Below are 14,953 nucleotides of genomic sequence, written 5' to 3'. Positions count from 1 at the left end.
CGATCCGAAATCTCTGACCGCGAGCGCGGCAATCGGTTTGCCAACACGGCGCCCACACAGGGCTTTTTAGGTCGTTGCGTTTCGTCGTAAGCCATTGATTGCTTGGTGAGCGCGCTGGGGCTCGAACCCAGGACCCCGTGATTAAAAGTCACGTGCTCTACCGGCTGAGCTACGCGCTCCCATGGCCGCTTGATGGCGTTGCGAGATCGGTCGCCATCGTCGTCGGTCATTCGAGAAGCATGTCTTGCCGCTTACGTCTTAACGCGCGCCGCGGGGAAAACCGGTAAGGCAATTTCCGGATCATGCTTCGGCCCGCGCTGTGTAGGGGGAGCCGCCGCCGAGGTCAATAGCGCGGATGGCTGCCGGAGTTCGCGGCAGGGATGGGGATTGCTCCGGCGTTTCCGTCGCGTAGCCCCAAATTTTCAACCCGATTGACGGCCCGTCATCCACGCCGAAGAGTGCGGGATGACGCCGCCGAGGCCCGCGCCCCCTTAGTTCACCTCGCGGCGGACCTCGCTCGGCACTGCTTGCGAGGAACCGACCGGCGTCGGCAGTGCGACGGGGCGTAGGCCGATGAGCTCGGCGGTGCGGATCGCGCTGTCGCGCCAGAACTTGAAGGAGTTGATGCGGCTGAGCTCGAGGATCGCGATTGCGACCGCAGCCAGGAACGGCAGGCTTTGCAGCACCAGGACGCCGGCGAAGATGTAGATCTCGGTAATCTGCCGAAAACTGTTGGAGGCGATCAGGACGCCGGCGCCGATCAGGAGCAGGGCGCCGATCACGGCCTCCCAGAACGCCTGGAATTCGATCGACATCCGCGACAGGCCGCCCTTGGAGGTACGCGCGAATGCAAGGTGCTCGGTGATCAGGCCCTGCGCCACCGCGCGCGACACCGTCCATTGCACGCTCATCGCCGCGATCATGGCGCCCAGCATCTGGCCAGGCTTCACCGCGACGCGAAGGCGGTACATTGACAGGAAGTGCGCGAGCGAGACGATGAAGGCCGCGATGATCGGCAGCGTCAGGATCTTGTCGGGGATGGCGATGTCGGCAAAGGCGACGATCGGCACCCAGACGAGGTTGAGCAGCGCCACGACCACGCCGAGGCTCTCGGCGCCAAGCCAGTTCAGCCAGCCGAGGCCATAGTCGCGCTTCTGATCGGGTGTCAGGCGGCTCCTGCCCGGGAGGAACTGGCGCCAGTGCTTCTTCACGATCTGGAATCCGCCATAGGCCCAGCGGTGACGCTGCTTCTTGAAGGCCTCGTAGGTGTCGGGCAGCAAGCCCTGGCCGTAGCGGTGGTTGGTGTAGTGGGTGGTCCAACCGAGCTCCTGGATTGCGAGGCCGAGATCCGAGTCCTCGCAGATGGTGTCGCTCGACCAGCCGCCGGCCATGTCCATCGCGGCGCGGCGGATCAGGCACATCGTGCCGTGCACGATGATGGCGTTGGCCTCGTTGCGCTGGACCATGCCGATGTCGAAGAACCCCGCATATTCGCCGTTCATGATGTAGTGCATGATCGACTGGTCGCCGTCGCGATGCTCCTGCGGCGCCTGCACGAGGCCGACACGCGGATCGGCGAAGGCCGGCACGAGGTCCTTCAGCCAGTCGGGATCGACCACGTAGTCGGCGTCGAGGATGCCGATGATCTCGGCATCCGCCGCCGTGCGGTCCATCGCTATGCGTAGCGCGCCGGCCTTGAAGCCTTGCACCTTCTCGGCGTTGATGAACTTGAAGCGTTCACCGAGCGCGCGGCAGTGATCCTGGATCGGCTGCCAGAAGGCGGGGTCGGGCGTGTTGTTGATGATGACGACGCATTCATAGTTCGGGTAGTTTAGCCGCGACAGTGCATCGAGCGTCTGCTTGAGCATATCGACCGGCTCGAAATAAGCCGGGATGTGGATCGAGACCTTCGGGCAGTAATTCTCGGGCACGTCGGCGATCGGCTTGCCCTTGGCGAGCAGCCGCTGCGGTGGCCTGCCGAAGGCAACTGCCGCGATCTCGTCGATGCGCGCCATCGCGATGAGGACGAGGGGAACGAGCAGGATCATGCCGAGCGTCAGCGCGAAGGCCGAGCCGAAGATGAAGTAATGCCCGTTCCAATAGGCGAACACGGTCGCGGCCCAGGCGCCGACGCCGTTCGCGGTCGCCGACAGCAGGAAGGCCTGGCGCGCGGTCGGCTGCTCCAGCCGCAGGATCGGGAGCGACAAGAGGATGCCGACCAGGAGCGCGATCGTCATCAGCTTCCAGTAGTCGGGGTTCTCGACCGGGCCGGTCCAGGCGAATTTCGGCTCGCGGCTGGCGTCGAGGATGCCCCAATAGGGACCGACGCCGCCTTCGAAGAATTTCCAGGGCTGATCGATCGCCTCGACGATGTTGTAATCCATGCCCATGGCGTCGGCGCGGCTGACGAAATTGCGCAGCGTCAGCGCCTGCTGGAACGGACCGGGGTCGGCGTTGCGAAGGTTATAGCCCGCGCTCGGCCAGCCGAACTCGGCGATCACGATGCGCTTGCCGGGGAACAGGTTGCGCAGCAGGTTATAGCGGTCGACGGCCTGATCGACCGCCTGGTCCGAGCGGAAGTTCTCCCAGTAGGGGAGGACGTGGGCGGCGATGAAGTCGACATTGGACGCAAGGTCCGGATTGTCGCGCCAGATATTCCAGATCTCGCCGGTCGTGACGGGGACGCGGACCGCGCCCTTGACCTTCTTGATCATGTCGATGAGGTCTTCGACCTTCTGCTCGCCGCGGTAGATCACCTCATTGCCGACGACAACGCCGATGACGTTGCTGTTCTTCCGGGCGAGCTCGATGGCAGCCTTGATCTCGCGCTCGTTGCGATCCTTGTCCTTGTCGATCCAGGCGCCGACCGTGACCTTGAGACCGAACTCGGCCGCGATCGGCGGCACCAGTTCGACGCCGCCGGTGGACGAGTAGAGGCGGATCGCGCGCGTCATCGTTGACAGCGTCTTGAGGTCTGCGCGGATTTTCTCGACGGTCGGGATGTTGTCGATGTCGGGGTGCGCCGACCCCTCGAACGGCGCGTAGGAGACGCTGGGCAGCAGGCCCTTGAAATCGGGCGCGGGTTCCTTGTCGCGCAAGACTCCCCAGATGCCGGCGTGGAGCACGGACACGAGCAACAGAACGGCGGCGACAACGCGCATCGCGGCTAAACCAAATGGGGCTGAGATGGCAGGGAAGCGGATCCGACCCCGAGATCCGACCAAGTCCGCGGCAAATGGAGCATACCTCTGCCGCGTGGTTTCACAACTGTCATGGCCTCATGTCCTTATGAGGGCACGGACTTTCGGAGAAACCTGGCAGTGCCAACCGGAGCTATCGTCGATCGTTCCTGAACGCAGGCTGAAAACGATCGCGGGTTATTTCGAGGGCGCGGGCGAGGGGCTGGCTGCAGGTGAGGGGCTTGCCGCCGGCTGCGGTTGCGTTGCGCCGGTCGTTGGCGCGGCGGGTGCCGGGGCTGCGGCGGTTGCCTGCTGCGGCTGGGCTGCCGGGTTGATCCAGCAGGCGTGCACACGGCTGTCCAGGGTCTCGGCGACCTTCGGGTCGATCTGGGCGCCGAACCGGGTCAAGCAGCGGAAGGCGGCCTGGATGTGGCCGCCGGGGCAGCCGAAGCGGTCGTAGAGATCAAGGTGGCGGAACGCGGTATCGAGGTCATCGCGCCACATCAGCCGCACCACGCGCCGGCCGAGCCAGACGCATTCGGGGTTGCCGGCCGGGCCGTTGATGACTTGCGCCGCTTCCGCGAACTCGTCGGTGCGGCGCTGGTTCTGGGCCGCATCCTTGGCCGCGTCGGCTGGCTGCGCCGCAGCCGGCTTGCCTTGGTCCGGCGCGGGGTTGCCGCTCTGGGCGGAGGCGCCGCTGAGGCCGATCAGAATGACAAGGGAGGAGACGGCCAAGGTGGCGGCGAACTGCCGCAGGACCGCATTTCGTAACTCGAGCACCCGTCGCCGCATGAATTCCCCAATTTCTCCACTGATCGCCCACATCAGACCTCGCGGACGCGCGCTGTGATGGCGTCCAAATGGGTCTCCAATGCGGCGGAAAAGTCCCGCGGAATCCCATGACCTGTATTTGGATTTTTGTCCAGCAAAGTCACGCTCGTAAGACCCGGTCGAACGGCCGCAGGTTAATTCGCCGGGGAGACCGGGACGTTGCCGCATACCACCCCCCTTGGCAGACGGCGTGCGAGCAGGTAATCGACGGGCCCTTCGCGGAGGACGGAACCGATTTCTCTTCGTACGCCACTGGCACTTCTCCTCGCTTCCCTGTGTGCGATTGCTGCCGTGTGGTGGTGGCTGGCGACGCCGATCACGCTCGCGCGCGCCCCGATCGACCCCAGCGACAAGCTGCAATGTGTCTCTTATGCGCCGTTCCGCGGCGACCAGACGCCGCTGAACCAATGGACCCATATCGAGGCCGAGCAGATCGAGCAGGACCTGCGCCAGCTCAAGGAGATCACCGACTGCGTCCGCACCTATTCGATCGAGAACGGTCTCGACCAGGTGCCGGCGGTCGCGACCAAGGTCGGCGGACTGAAGGTGATCCAGGGCATCTGGCTCGGCAGCAATCGCGCCAAGAACTTTGCGCAGGTGGCGACCGCCATCCACCTCACCAAGGAATTCCCCAACACCATCTCCTCGCTCGTCGTCGGCAATGAGGTGCTGCTGCGCGGGGAGATGACGACGGCCGATCTGATCGCCATCATCCGTTCGGTGAAGGCACAGGTCAGCGTGCCCGTCACCTATGCTGACGTCTGGGAGTACTGGCTGAAGAACCGCGACGTCTACGACGCCGTCGACTTCGTCACGATCCACATCCTGCCCTATTGGGAAGACATGCCGGTGCGGGCGAAGTTCGCAGCCTCCCACGTGGAATCAATTCGCGAGCGGATGGCGGTAGCATTCCCCGGCAAGGAGATCTTGATCGGCGAGACCGGCTGGCCGAGCGAAGGACGAATGCGCGAGGGCGCGCTGCCGTCGCGCACCAACCAGGCCCGGGTCGTCTCGGAGATCCTGGGGCTGGCGAAGGCGCAGAAATTCCGGGTCAACCTGATCGAGGCCTATGACCAGCCCTGGAAGCGCCGGCTCGAAGGCACCGTCGGCGGCTATTGGGGCCTGATCGATTCCGTGCGCCGGCAGCTCAAATATCCGCCGGGGCAGCCGATCAGCAATTTCCCTTACTGGAAATGGTACATGGGCGCCGGCATGGGCCTCAGTGTGCTGGTGTTTGCCATCGCCGGGATCACGCTGCGGCGCAGGCCATGGACGCCGCGCTTCTCGGCCTGGCTGGGGGTCGGAATCTCGGCGACATCAGCGGGTATCCTGCTCGGGATCGGCGCCGACAAGATGTACTATGAGAGCTATGGCTGGGGCGGCTGGCTGCAATGGGGCGCGCTGCTGCTCGCCGGCATTCTGTCGCCGATCCTCTGCTCGCAGGCGCTGGTCATCGGCCGCGGCCTGCCGACCTTCCTCGATCTGCTCGGTCCGCGCGAGGAACGGAAGTGGTCGAAGCTCACCGCCGTGCTCGGTCTGACGCTCGTCGTGACCGTGGTGATCGCGGCCGAGACCGCGCTTGGCTTCGTGTTCGATCCGCGCTACCGCGACTTCCCCTATGCCTCGCTGACGATGGCGGTGGTGCCGTTCGCGCTTCTGATGCTGAACCGGCCGCAGATCGGTGTGCGTCCGATCGCGGAGGCGGTCTTCGCAGGGCTACTCGCTTTGTCGGCGGCCTACACGCTGCTCAATGAAGGCCGCGACAACTGGCAGTCGATGTGGACCTGCGCGATCTATCTCTTGCTGGCGCTCACGCTGTGGCAGGCGCGGGCCGCGCAAAGCCAAGAATGAGCAGGCCGATCGCCAGGCCCGACAGGACGATGTTGTAGAGCACGATGCCGAGGCCCGCGGCGATCACGCCGAGGGTCAAGAGCACGATCGAAGGCCGCATCAGGTTCAGCGTCGCGATCACCAGCGCGACGATGCCGAACACCGAATTCTTGAACAGCGACGTCGAGACCGAGCGAGCCTTGCAGATCATCGTCTGCAGGCCGGCATCGCAGGCGAGGGCCACCTGCGAGAACTCGATCGCGAGATAGCGGACATAGAGCGCCCAGCCGACGGTCACGAAGCCGACGACGAGCAGGAACTGCACCTGATAGGGCGTCAGGCGAAAAGGCTTTTTCTTCATGGGGCCAATATGGTCGGGAAGGGGCGAGCGGGCAACAGGGGAGGTGAATCTTTCCCGCGAATTCGCCTGAGAATCTTGAGCTAATCGCCTGATGGCGTGGAGCTTTCGCGGTCAGCCGCACGCGCGGTTGATGGGTCGAGAGAGACGGTTTCACGGGATGATCCGGCGCAGCACACGTTCGTAGATGTGATCCGCGCGGAACGTGGATCTGGCTTTCGCGCGGAACGCCTGCGCAAGCTCCAGGCGCCGTTCGTAGATCCCCTCTGTCAGATCGACCAGATAGGGATCGACAATGTCGTCGATCAACGGCTGCGTCAGTGGAGTGCTGGAGTTGCAAAGCGCCAAGAGAGCATTGACGGTACCGTCAAAAGTAGATGCGGCCATCTTGGTTCGCTTTCCTCGATAGCGACGTGGCCGTCTCTCAGGGAAGCAGCCACACGATGAGCTGCCAGCTCACCCAACTGATCGCCACCGCCCAAGCGGCCGTCGCCGCCGCGGCCAGCGCCAGGACGCCGGCTGGCAAAACGCTGTCGCGAAGCCTCTGCCGATGATCGGTTGGGGCAGCCGGGTTTGCCTTGTTGGTTTCGTCGAGCATGTCCGCGCCGGCGCACCTAAGACAGAAGTGAAAGCCGGCGCTCCGTCGGCCGCTCCGGTTCACGACCGAGTTAACTTGGCAGGCGATGGCCGGTTTCTATGGCGGACTGAAAATTTGGGTATGTCCAACTGGCGGTTCGCTGCGGCCGCCGCGCCCAGCGCAATAGGTAAGATCGTTTCGGCCCCGGCCGACCGCTTGTCCACAAATTGCTTAATGCGGTGCGGCGTTTGACGGGAGCTTAGTCCGTCCTGCGCCTGAAGAAGGACGACAGGGTCGATCCGGTCGACGCGGTTTCCGGCTTCGCGGGAGCAGCCGGCGGCGGAGGAGGCGGGGGCTCTTCATGTTTCGCGCGCTTGGAGGAGTAGCCGCGGCGACGCTGCGGCTTTTCGGGCTTGGCGCTTGGGGCGGGCGGCGTCTCGGCCTGGGTCGTCGTGTCCTGATCCTTGCTCGCCTCCGAGCTCTTCTCCTGTCCCTTTTCTTGCGCCTTCTCTGCCCTCTCTTGCACCTTGTCCGAGCCGCCGCGCATTGAGAGCCGCTGGCCGTCGAACACGGTGGTCTCGCAGTGGCGATTGCTCTCGGTCAGGCCTGCGCAGAGTTTCGCCGCGGCGGCGGCATTGATCAGGGGACCGGCGCCGAGGCGAAGCTGCATGCCGAGCCCGTTGTTGCCTTCCTTGATCATGATGATGGGTCGGAGCCCCGCGACCTCCGGATTGGACTTCGTCAGGCCGCGCCAGAGCGCACGCAAGCCGTCGATCGAGTTGGCGCCACCGAGATCGATTGCAAAGCGCGTCTGCTGAACCGCGATCGCAGGCGCCTCGCTTTCGGCCGCCTCCGGCGACTTCGCCGTCGTTGCCGCAACTTCGGTGGGAGCGGACGGCGGCTCGGCCTTCTTCTCGGCCGCTTCGGGCTGCATCAATTTTTGTGCGGCTGGATCAGGCGGCGCCATGATCGACTTCGATGCGACCAGCGGAATGGTTGGCAGCGCCGAAGCGGCGGGCGGTGACTGCGGCACGAGCGAGGCTGCGGCCGCGGTCTGCGGCGGCGGGCTCGGTTGATCCTTTGCAGTTTCCTTCGAAGCTTCCTTCGGCTCCTTGGCGGTACCCGCACGCGGCTTTTCGCCTGACGACGCCGTCGAGGCGACCGGCGCGACATCGGGCGCTGGCTGCGCGGCCGCGACCGACGCGTCCTGCTGTTTTGACGTGGATGCTTGCGGCGGCGGAGTCTGCTTGGCGATGGCACCGGTGACGGAATCGAGCCCTTGCTCCAGCACCGTGACGCGCGCGTAGAGGCGGTCGCGATCGGTGTTCAGCGTCTCGATGGCGGAGGCGAGCCTGCGGGCTTCGGTCTGGCTTTCCTTCGTCAGCATCTGCAGCCGGTCGGCCTGGCGCGCCAGATCGGTGGCCGCGACCTGATCGCGCCGCCAGCCGAGCTGCGCCTGGTTGGCGAGGACGGCCACGACGACGGCGCCGACGGCGGCCACGCCCCACGTGCCCAGCCGCCACATCATGCGGCGGTCGAACGTGCTCTCCTCGGCCACCAATCTGGAGAAAAGCCCGCTGGTCTCCTTGGTGTCGAAGGCACTGGCCAGCGGGTCGGAATCCTTTGCCATGAAGTTTAAGTGCCCAGCCCGTCGATCTTCCCCGAATCAATCAGGGAACATTAACAGGAAAACGGTCCTGCACTTGAATTCCGGGCATTTGCGGGGGTAGCAAGACCGCTATGAAGATATCGCCTGCTGCCCGCCGGCGCCGATTGATTCGGCCGTATTTGACAGGATTGCAATGACCGTTCGCTCAAGCCTCACCATCGTGCTCGCCGCAGGTGAAGGCACGCGCATGCGATCGAGCCTGCCGAAGGTGCTGCATCCCGTTGCAGGCCAGACGTTGCTCGCCCATGTGCTCGCCGCTGCACCCAAGGGAACCGGCACCTCGCTCGCGGTTGTCGTCGGTCCCGACCATCAGGCGGTCGCGGACGAGGCCAAGCGGATCCGGCCCGATGCGCTCACCTTCGTGCAGGCCGAGCGGCTCGGCACCGCGCATGCGGTGCTGGCGGCGCGCGAGGCGATCGCGCGCGGCGCTGACGATCTCTTGATCGCGTTCGGCGACACGCCGCTGATTTCCGCCGGGACGTTTGCGCGGCTGCGCGCGCCGCTCTCCAAGGGCGCGGCGCTCACCGCGCTCGGCTTCCGCGCCGCCGATCCCACCGGCTACGGCCGCTTCATCGTCGAGGGCGACCGCCTGATCGCGATCCGCGAGCAGGCCGACGCCAACCCTGAAGAGCGCAAGATCACGCTGTGCAATGCCGGCGTGATGGCGCTCGACGGGCGCCGCGCGCTCGAAATCCTCGGGCAAATCGGCAACGCGAATTCGAAAGGCGAATATTATCTCACCGATGCGGTCGGCATTGTCCGCGAACAGGGAGGGGAAGCCGTGGCGATCGAGACCAGCGAAGACGAGGTGCGCGGCATCAACACCAAGGCCCAGCTCGCCGAGGCCGAAGCCGTGATGCAGGCGCGGCTACGGAAGGCTGCGATGGAGGCCGGCGTCACGCTGATCGCGCCGGAGACCGTCTATCTCGCCGCCGACACCGTCTTCGGCAAGGACGTGACGATCGAGCCGTTCGTGGTGATCGGCCCCGGCGTGTCGATCGCCGACGGCACGGTGATCCATTCCTTCTCGCACATCGTGCAGACCTCGCTCGGCAGGAACGTCTCCATCGGCCCCTATGCGCGCCTGCGGCCCGGCACCTCGCTGGGCGACGGCGCCCGCATCGGCAATTTCGTGGAGACCAAGGCCGCGACGCTGGAGGCCGGCGTCAAGGTCAACCATCTCTCCTACATCGGCGATGCCACCATCGGGGCCAATTCCAACATCGGCGCCGGCACCATCACCTGCAACTACGACGGCTTCAAGAAGCACAAGACGACGATCGGGCAGGGCGCCTTCGTCGGCACCAACTCCTCGCTCGTCGCTCCTGTGACGATCGGCAAGGGCGCCTATATCGGCTCGGGCTCGGTGATCACGCGCGATGTGCCCGACGATGCGATGGCGCTCGAGCGCAGTCAGCAGACCATCAGGGAAGGCGGCGCCACGCGCTATCGCGAACTGAAGACGGGCGGCAAGAAGCCGGAGAAGTGAGCGGCGTTATTCGTCCTCGGCAAATTCCGAGAAGATCGCGCGGGTCAGGCGCCAGCCGCGCGGCTTGGCGCGCTTCGCAGGTTCGCCCGCCGGGTGCTTGACGAAGACGGGCTTGCTTTCCTTGCAGCGTTGGGGTGGAGGCCAGTGTGCCAGATGCGTGCCCGCGGTCTCGCTCGCGCGCAAGTAAATCGACGACGGACCTTTGCGGTCGGATGAGCCTCTCATGGCCGTTTCTCCTGGGCGGGAATCGTTGGCCAAATGTGTTGACAGCGCGTTAATGTGCGGGGTTAAACCCCGGCCAATTCGACGCACGTCAGGCGGACGGAAATTGATGCTGTCGCAATCCGCAACAATTGTTGAGTATCTGGTTCGTTGCGAATTTCGATAAAAACCGAACGCGTCGTTTTGGCGATTTTTCGACGATTTAGGGGATATTGAACCGCATGTGCGGGATTGTCGGCATTCTCGGGCGCGAACCGGTTGCGGAGCAACTGGTGGATTCGCTCAAGCGTCTTGAATATCGCGGCTACGATTCCGCAGGCGTCGCCACGCTCGAAGGCTGCCATCTCGAGCGCCGCCGCGCCGAAGGCAAGCTGAAGAATTTGGAGAAGCGGCTCTACGCCGAGCCGCTGCAGGGCACGACCGGGATCGGCCACACCCGCTGGGCCACGCATGGCAAGCCGACCGAGCACAACGCGCATCCGCACGCGACCGAGCGCGTTGCCGTCGTCCACAACGGCATCATCGAGAATTTCCGCGAGCTGCGCGAGGAGCTCGAGAGCAACGGCACGGTATTCCACACCGAGACCGACACCGAGATCGTGCTGCATCTCGTCGACGACCTGCTGGTGCGCGGCACCAAGCCGGTCGAGGCGGTGAAGCTGACGCTGGCGCGGCTGCGCGGCGCCTTCGCGCTCGGCTTCATCTTCGCCGGCGAGGACGATCTCATGATCGGCGCCCGCAACGGACCGCCGCTCGCGATCGGCTATGGCGAGGGCGAGATGTATCTCGGCTCGGACGCCATCGCGCTCGGCCCGTTCACCGACACGATCAGCTATCTCGATGATGGCGACTGGGTCGTGCTGACCCGCAAGGGCGCCACGATCTTCGACAAGGACGGTCATGCCGTCCAGCGTGAGAAGATCAAGCACGCGGCCTCGACCTCGCTGGTCGACAAAGCCAACTACCGCCACTTCATGGCGAAGGAAATTCACGAGCAGCCGGAGGTGGTCGGCCATACGCTGGCCCGCTACATCGACATGGCGACCGAGCGTGTCTTGCTGCCGGTCAAGCTGCCGTTCGACTTCAGCACCATCGAGCGCGTCACGATCACGGCCTGCGGCACCGCGAGCTATGCCGGCTATGTCGCAAAGTACTGGTTCGAGCGTTTTGCGCGCCTGCCGGTCGAGGTCGATGTCGCGTCCGAATTCCGCTATCGCGAGGCCCCCTTGCGCAAGGGCGATCTCGCCATCTTTATCTCGCAGTCCGGCGAGACCGCCGATACGCTGGCCGCGCTACGCTACGCCAAGGCCGCGGGCGTGCACACGGTAGCCGTGGTCAACGTGCCGACCTCGACGATCGCGCGCGAGAGCGAGACGGTGCTGCAGACGCTGGCCGGCCCGGAGATCGGCGTCGCCTCGACCAAGGCCTTCACCTGCCAGCTCATGGTGCTCGCCGCACTCGCAGTCGCCGCCGGCAAGGCGCGCGGCGAATTGTCCGAGGCCGACGAGACCAAGCTCGTGCACGGCCTCGTCGAAATCCCGCGCCTGATGGCGGACGCGCTCACCACCGAGCTCCAGATCGAGAAGCTCGCGCGCGAGATCGCGAAATCGCGCGACGTGCTCTATCTCGGCCGCGGCACCAGCTTCCCGCTCGCGCTCGAGGGCGCGTTGAAGCTGAAGGAGATCTCCTATATCCACGCCGAGGGCTACGCCGCCGGCGAGCTCAAGCACGGGCCGATCGCGCTGATCGACGAGAACGTGCCGGTGGTGGTGATTGCGCCCCACGACCGGGTGTTCGAGAAAACCGTCTCCAACATGCAGGAAGTGGCCGCCCGCGGCGGCAACATTATCCTGATGACCGACGCCAAGGGCGCAGCCGAGGCGACCGTCGATTCCCTCGTCACCATCGTCATGCCGGACATGGCCGCGGCCTTCACGCCGATGGTCTACGCCGTGCCAGTGCAGTTGCTCGCCTATCATACGGCGGTTGTGATGGGCACCGACGTCGACCAGCCGCGCAACCTCGCCAAGTCGGTGACCGTGGAATAGGCAGGCGGGAAGGGTGCCGCTCGCTATGTGGTCTTCAAAAATCTGCTAGAAGACCCTAGCTAAAGAGTTGCGACCACCTGGAACCCGAATGACCGCCCGCCACGACGCGTCTCCGCCTGCGCCTCCGGCTGATCCCGTCCCGGAACCTCATACCGGCCTGATGGGCCGTTTCCGCAACTATTTCCTTACCGGCCTCGTCGTGACGGGACCGATCGCGATCACGCTTTACCTGGTCTGGTGGTTCGTGACCTGGGTCGATGGCGTAGTGCGGCCCTTCGTGCCGCTGGCCTATCGCCCGGAAACCTATTTGCCCTACGGCGTCCCCGGCTGGGGACTGATTGTCGCAGTCTTTACGCTGACACTGCTCGGCTTCCTCGCCGCCAACCTGATTGGCCGTACGCTGGTCGATGTCGGCGAGACCTTTCTCGGCCGCATCCCGGCCGTTCGCGCCATCTACCGTGGCCTGAAGCAGGTGTTCGAGACGCTGTTCTCGGGCAAGGGCTCGAGCTTCCGCAAGGTGGGCTTGGTCGAGTTTCCTTCGCCGGGCATGTGGTCGATCGTGCTGATCTCGCAATCACCGAGTGAGGACGTCGCGCGCAGCCTGCCGGGAGAGGAGCACGTCTCGGTGTTCCTGCCGTGCTCGCCGAACCCGACCACCGGCTTCTTCTTTTACGTACCCAAGAGCAAGATCATCGAGGTCGAGCTGAGTGCCGAGGATGCGGCGACGTTGATCATGTCGGCTGGCGTGGTGCAGCCTGGCTCCGTAGCCGATCCGAAGAAGGTGGCGGCGCTCGCCGGCGTGGCGAATGCCGCGCGGATCGCCAATGCCTCCACCACGCTCAAGCCCGAGCCCGCGAAGGTGGAATGAGCAGCAGTCGATGAGCGACGGAAAGACGTTCGATGGCAAAGTGCGGGACGCCCGCGAGGGCAGCGTTCGCATGGTTGCGCCAGACGAAGCCAGGCGACTGATCGAGCAAGGTGGTGTCACCGTCATCGATGTCGGCGACGAGTGGCAGTTGCGCGAGCGCGGCACGCTGCCCGGTGCCCGCAACATCACGCATGGCGAGCTCGCGATCAAAGCCGACACGAAGCAAGAGCATCGCGATCCTGCCTTGCAGGACAGCAATCAGAAGATCCTCCTCACCTGCGGCGGTGGCGGCAAGGCGACGCTGTCGGCCGCCGCCCTGCAGGAGATGGGATTTACCGACGTCTCCGTGCTCCAGGGTGGCTGCCGCGGCTGGCAGAAGGCCGGCTATGCGCTGGAGCCGTATCCCGACTTGGACAGCGCCACTACCGCGCAGGACGCCGGCAAGTAGAATCCGCGGCCGACGGTTGGCCACGCTATGGCCGGAACCCGATCGGAGCCGACGATGACAACCACGATAGCGATTCTTGCACCGGGCGCCATGGGTAGCGCGGTGGCCCGCCGCCTCGGCGAGCACGGCGCGCGCGTGCTCACCTCCCTGAAGGGGCGGAGCGAAGCGACGCTGAAACGTGCGGCAGACGCGGGCATGGTCGGCGCCGAGGACGATGAGATCGCTGACGCCGACATCATTCTCTCGATCGTGCCGCCGGGCGAGGCCGTCGCGCTGGCGGAGCGCCTGGCGGGACTGATCGTCAGGCGCGGGAAGAAGCCTGTCGTCGTCGACTGCAACGCCGTCAATGTCGAAACCGTGCGCCGCATCGAGGAGATCATCGGCTCGGCGCAGGCGCCATTCGTCGATGCCGGCATCATCGGCTTCCCGCCGCAGCGCGGCAGCAAGGGACCGGCGTTCTACATGTCCGGCGAGCATGCCAAGGACGTCGCAGTGTTGAAGCAACTCGGGCTGGACCTGCGCATCGTCGAGGGGCCGGTCGGCGCGGCCTCCGCGCTCAAAATGTCCTACGCCGGAATCGTCAAGGGCCTCGCGGGCATCGGCTCGGCCATGGTGCTTGCTGCGACCAAGGCGGGCGCGGCGGATGCGCTCCGCAACGAGCTCGCACTGAGCCAGCCTGCGATCCTGGCGCGGCTCGAGGTCGCGCTGCCGGACATGATCCCAAAGGCCTATCGCTGGATTGCGGAGATGCGGGAGATTTCGGGCTTCCTCGGCCCGGATCATCCGGCAAGCCAGATCTACGAAGGCTTTGCACGCTGGTTCGAGCATCTTGCCGAGGATGCGAAGGGCGAGGCGACGGAAGCGGAGCGGTTGAAAGCGTTCGCGGCGAATGTCCAAAAGAAGGTCTAGATTGCACCCGCAAGCCCGGTGCGCTCGCCAAGGCTCGGCCTCAAGGCCGAACTCCGTCGAATGTCCTGGCTAGAATGTCTTGAGCTAAGACAGCGGCTGCGTCTCCGAGAACATATCGACGATCTTGTTGGTCATGCCGTTCACGATCAGCACCTGATCCTTCATCTTGGCGTACATGTAGTCGCGCAGCTCCGGCAATTGCGAGAGCACCTGCGTGGGTAGGCCTTGAGCCTTGACGCCTTTCGGAAGTGTTGCCCCAACGGCAGGTGTGAAGTCCTTGGCTGACTTCGTGGCTGCTTGCCGGAATTGTATATCGTTATGCTCGGTCAGCACCGTCTTGCGAATCTGCTCGCGCTGCGCGTTTGTCAGGCTGAGTTTCGGCAGCGATGGATTTTGCGATACCGTCGTGCCACCGCTCAATTCGACCGCACCTTGCGCAGCCGGTTGTGCGAGCGAAAGTGCGGGCGCGCCGAGTATGATCGCGAGCGCAGCGATTGTGGTGGGAGCCCTCATGGTTCTGCTCCT

Annotated in this window: 14 protein-coding genes and 1 tRNA gene; 6 read left to right on the top strand and 9 right to left on the bottom strand. The window is 64.9% G+C overall.

The annotated features are described in order from the left end of the window. Positions 1 to 103: 103 nt before the first annotated feature. The 3 genes from MTR72_RS39455 to MTR72_RS39445 form a co-directional block, all read right to left on the bottom strand. Positions 104 to 179: transfer RNA gene (locus tag MTR72_RS39455), tRNA-Lys, on the bottom strand. Positions 180 to 491: 312 nt separating this feature from the next. After that, entirely contained in the window at positions 492 to 3,161 is a 2,670-nt protein-coding gene (locus MTR72_RS39450; RefSeq protein ID WP_280963836.1) for a glycosyltransferase, read from the bottom strand. A 216-nt stretch (positions 3,162 to 3,377) separates the two neighbouring features. Continuing rightward, entirely contained in the window at positions 3,378 to 3,971 is a 594-nt protein-coding gene (locus MTR72_RS39445; RefSeq protein WP_341512299.1) for a beta-1-3, beta-1-6-glucan biosynthesis protein, read from the bottom strand. Positions 3,972 to 4,301: 330 nt separating this feature from the next. Here MTR72_RS39445 and MTR72_RS39440 point away from each other — a divergent pair, with 330 nt between their 5' ends. Beyond that, positions 4,302 to 5,861, top strand: coding sequence for a glycoside hydrolase family 17 protein (locus tag MTR72_RS39440; protein WP_341512298.1), 1,560 nt, complete (start codon positions 4,302 to 4,304; stop codon positions 5,859 to 5,861). Here the strand turns inward: MTR72_RS39440 and MTR72_RS39435 are convergent. The 4 genes from MTR72_RS39435 to MTR72_RS39420 form a co-directional block, all read right to left on the bottom strand. Beyond that, on the bottom strand, positions 5,821 to 6,201 hold the full coding sequence (locus tag MTR72_RS39435) for a hypothetical protein (RefSeq protein WP_280963838.1): 381 nt from the start codon (positions 6,199 to 6,201) through the stop codon (positions 5,821 to 5,823). The two genes, MTR72_RS39440 and MTR72_RS39435, sit on opposite strands and share 41 nt — an antisense overlap. 150 nt (positions 6,202 to 6,351) lie before the next feature. Beyond that, on the bottom strand, positions 6,352 to 6,507 hold the full coding sequence (locus MTR72_RS39430) for a hypothetical protein (protein ID WP_280963839.1): 156 nt from the start codon (positions 6,505 to 6,507) through the stop codon (positions 6,352 to 6,354). A 115-nt stretch (positions 6,508 to 6,622) separates the two neighbouring features. Beyond that, positions 6,623 to 6,796 (bottom strand): hypothetical protein, encoded by a 174-nt coding sequence (locus MTR72_RS39425; protein WP_280963840.1) that lies wholly within the window; start codon positions 6,794 to 6,796, stop codon positions 6,623 to 6,625. A gap of 238 nt (positions 6,797 to 7,034) precedes the next feature. Then, the gene (locus MTR72_RS39420; RefSeq protein ID WP_341512297.1) at positions 7,035 to 8,405 is read right to left on the bottom strand and encodes a hypothetical protein; all 1,371 of its coding nucleotides are present in this window, start codon (positions 8,403 to 8,405) and stop codon (positions 7,035 to 7,037) included. A 172-nt stretch (positions 8,406 to 8,577) separates the two neighbouring features. Here MTR72_RS39420 and glmU point away from each other — a divergent pair, with 172 nt between their 5' ends. Next, the gene (glmU, locus tag MTR72_RS39415) at positions 8,578 to 9,933 is read left to right on the top strand and encodes a bifunctional UDP-N-acetylglucosamine diphosphorylase/glucosamine-1-phosphate N-acetyltransferase GlmU (RefSeq protein WP_341512296.1); all 1,356 of its coding nucleotides are present in this window, start codon (positions 8,578 to 8,580) and stop codon (positions 9,931 to 9,933) included. 6 nt (positions 9,934 to 9,939) lie between these two features. Here glmU and MTR72_RS39410 read toward each other — a convergent pair whose 3' ends face one another. Next, positions 9,940 to 10,158: a hypothetical protein gene (locus tag MTR72_RS39410; RefSeq protein WP_341512295.1), complete on the bottom strand. Its 219-nt coding sequence runs from the start codon at positions 10,156 to 10,158 to the stop codon at positions 9,940 to 9,942. Positions 10,159 to 10,376: 218 nt separating this feature from the next. On the opposite strand from MTR72_RS39410, the gene glmS reads away from it, so the two are divergent. The 4 genes from glmS (at position 10,377) to MTR72_RS39390 (ending at position 14,428) form a co-directional block, all read left to right on the top strand. Continuing rightward, on the top strand, positions 10,377 to 12,203 hold the full coding sequence (gene glmS, locus MTR72_RS39405; RefSeq protein ID WP_341512294.1) for a glutamine--fructose-6-phosphate transaminase (isomerizing): 1,827 nt from the start codon (positions 10,377 to 10,379) through the stop codon (positions 12,201 to 12,203). A gap of 88 nt (positions 12,204 to 12,291) precedes the next feature. Continuing rightward, positions 12,292 to 13,071, top strand: a complete 780-nt coding sequence (locus MTR72_RS39400) for a DUF502 domain-containing protein (protein WP_280963845.1) — start codon at positions 12,292 to 12,294, stop codon at positions 13,069 to 13,071. A 10-nt stretch (positions 13,072 to 13,081) separates the two neighbouring features. Beyond that, complete coding sequence (locus tag MTR72_RS39395; RefSeq protein ID WP_341512293.1) at positions 13,082 to 13,519, top strand: rhodanese-like domain-containing protein; 438 nt, start codon at positions 13,082 to 13,084, stop codon at positions 13,517 to 13,519. A gap of 54 nt (positions 13,520 to 13,573) precedes the next feature. Then, positions 13,574 to 14,428, top strand: a complete 855-nt coding sequence (locus MTR72_RS39390; protein ID WP_341512292.1) for an NAD(P)-dependent oxidoreductase — start codon at positions 13,574 to 13,576, stop codon at positions 14,426 to 14,428. Between the two features lie 84 nt (positions 14,429 to 14,512). Here MTR72_RS39390 and MTR72_RS39385 read toward each other — a convergent pair whose 3' ends face one another. Continuing rightward, entirely contained in the window at positions 14,513 to 14,941 is a 429-nt protein-coding gene (locus tag MTR72_RS39385; protein ID WP_341512291.1) for a hypothetical protein, read from the bottom strand. Positions 14,942 to 14,953: the final 12 nt, after the last annotated feature.

Origin of the sequence: Bradyrhizobium sp. ISRA442, assembly GCF_038085055.1 — a bacterium.
In the GTDB taxonomy this organism is placed as follows: domain Bacteria; phylum Pseudomonadota; class Alphaproteobacteria; order Rhizobiales; family Xanthobacteraceae; genus Bradyrhizobium.
The sequence above is the reverse complement of the archived record's forward strand: the minus strand, read 5'-3'. Positions and strand labels throughout refer to the sequence as shown.

Bases quoted from the DNA above. Each gene is read 5' to 3' on its own strand.
- MTR72_RS39435 (WP_280963838.1), bottom strand. From the start codon at position 6,201: ATGAAGAAAAAGCCTTTTCGCCTGACGCCCTATCAGGTGCAGTTCCTG.
- MTR72_RS39390 (WP_341512292.1), top strand. From the start codon at position 13,574: ATGACAACCACGATAGCGATTCTTGCACCGGGCGCCATGGGTAGCGCG.
- MTR72_RS39385 (WP_341512291.1), bottom strand. From the start codon at position 14,941: ATGAGGGCTCCCACCACAATCGCTGCGCTCGCGATCATACTCGGCGCG.
- MTR72_RS39395 (WP_341512293.1), top strand. From the start codon at position 13,082: ATGAGCGACGGAAAGACGTTCGATGGCAAAGTGCGGGACGCCCGCGAG.
- MTR72_RS39450 (WP_280963836.1), bottom strand. From the start codon at position 3,161: ATGCGCGTTGTCGCCGCCGTTCTGTTGCTCGTGTCCGTGCTCCACGCC.
- MTR72_RS39425 (WP_280963840.1), bottom strand. From the start codon at position 6,796: ATGCTCGACGAAACCAACAAGGCAAACCCGGCTGCCCCAACCGATCAT.
- glmU (WP_341512296.1), top strand. From the start codon at position 8,578: ATGACCGTTCGCTCAAGCCTCACCATCGTGCTCGCCGCAGGTGAAGGC.
- MTR72_RS39445 (WP_341512299.1), bottom strand. From the start codon at position 3,971: ATGCGGCGACGGGTGCTCGAGTTACGAAATGCGGTCCTGCGGCAGTTC.
- MTR72_RS39420 (WP_341512297.1), bottom strand. From the start codon at position 8,405: ATGGCAAAGGATTCCGACCCGCTGGCCAGTGCCTTCGACACCAAGGAG.
- MTR72_RS39410 (WP_341512295.1), bottom strand. From the start codon at position 10,158: ATGAGAGGCTCATCCGACCGCAAAGGTCCGTCGTCGATTTACTTGCGC.
- MTR72_RS39400 (WP_280963845.1), top strand. From the start codon at position 12,292: ATGACCGCCCGCCACGACGCGTCTCCGCCTGCGCCTCCGGCTGATCCC.
- glmS (WP_341512294.1), top strand. From the start codon at position 10,377: ATGTGCGGGATTGTCGGCATTCTCGGGCGCGAACCGGTTGCGGAGCAA.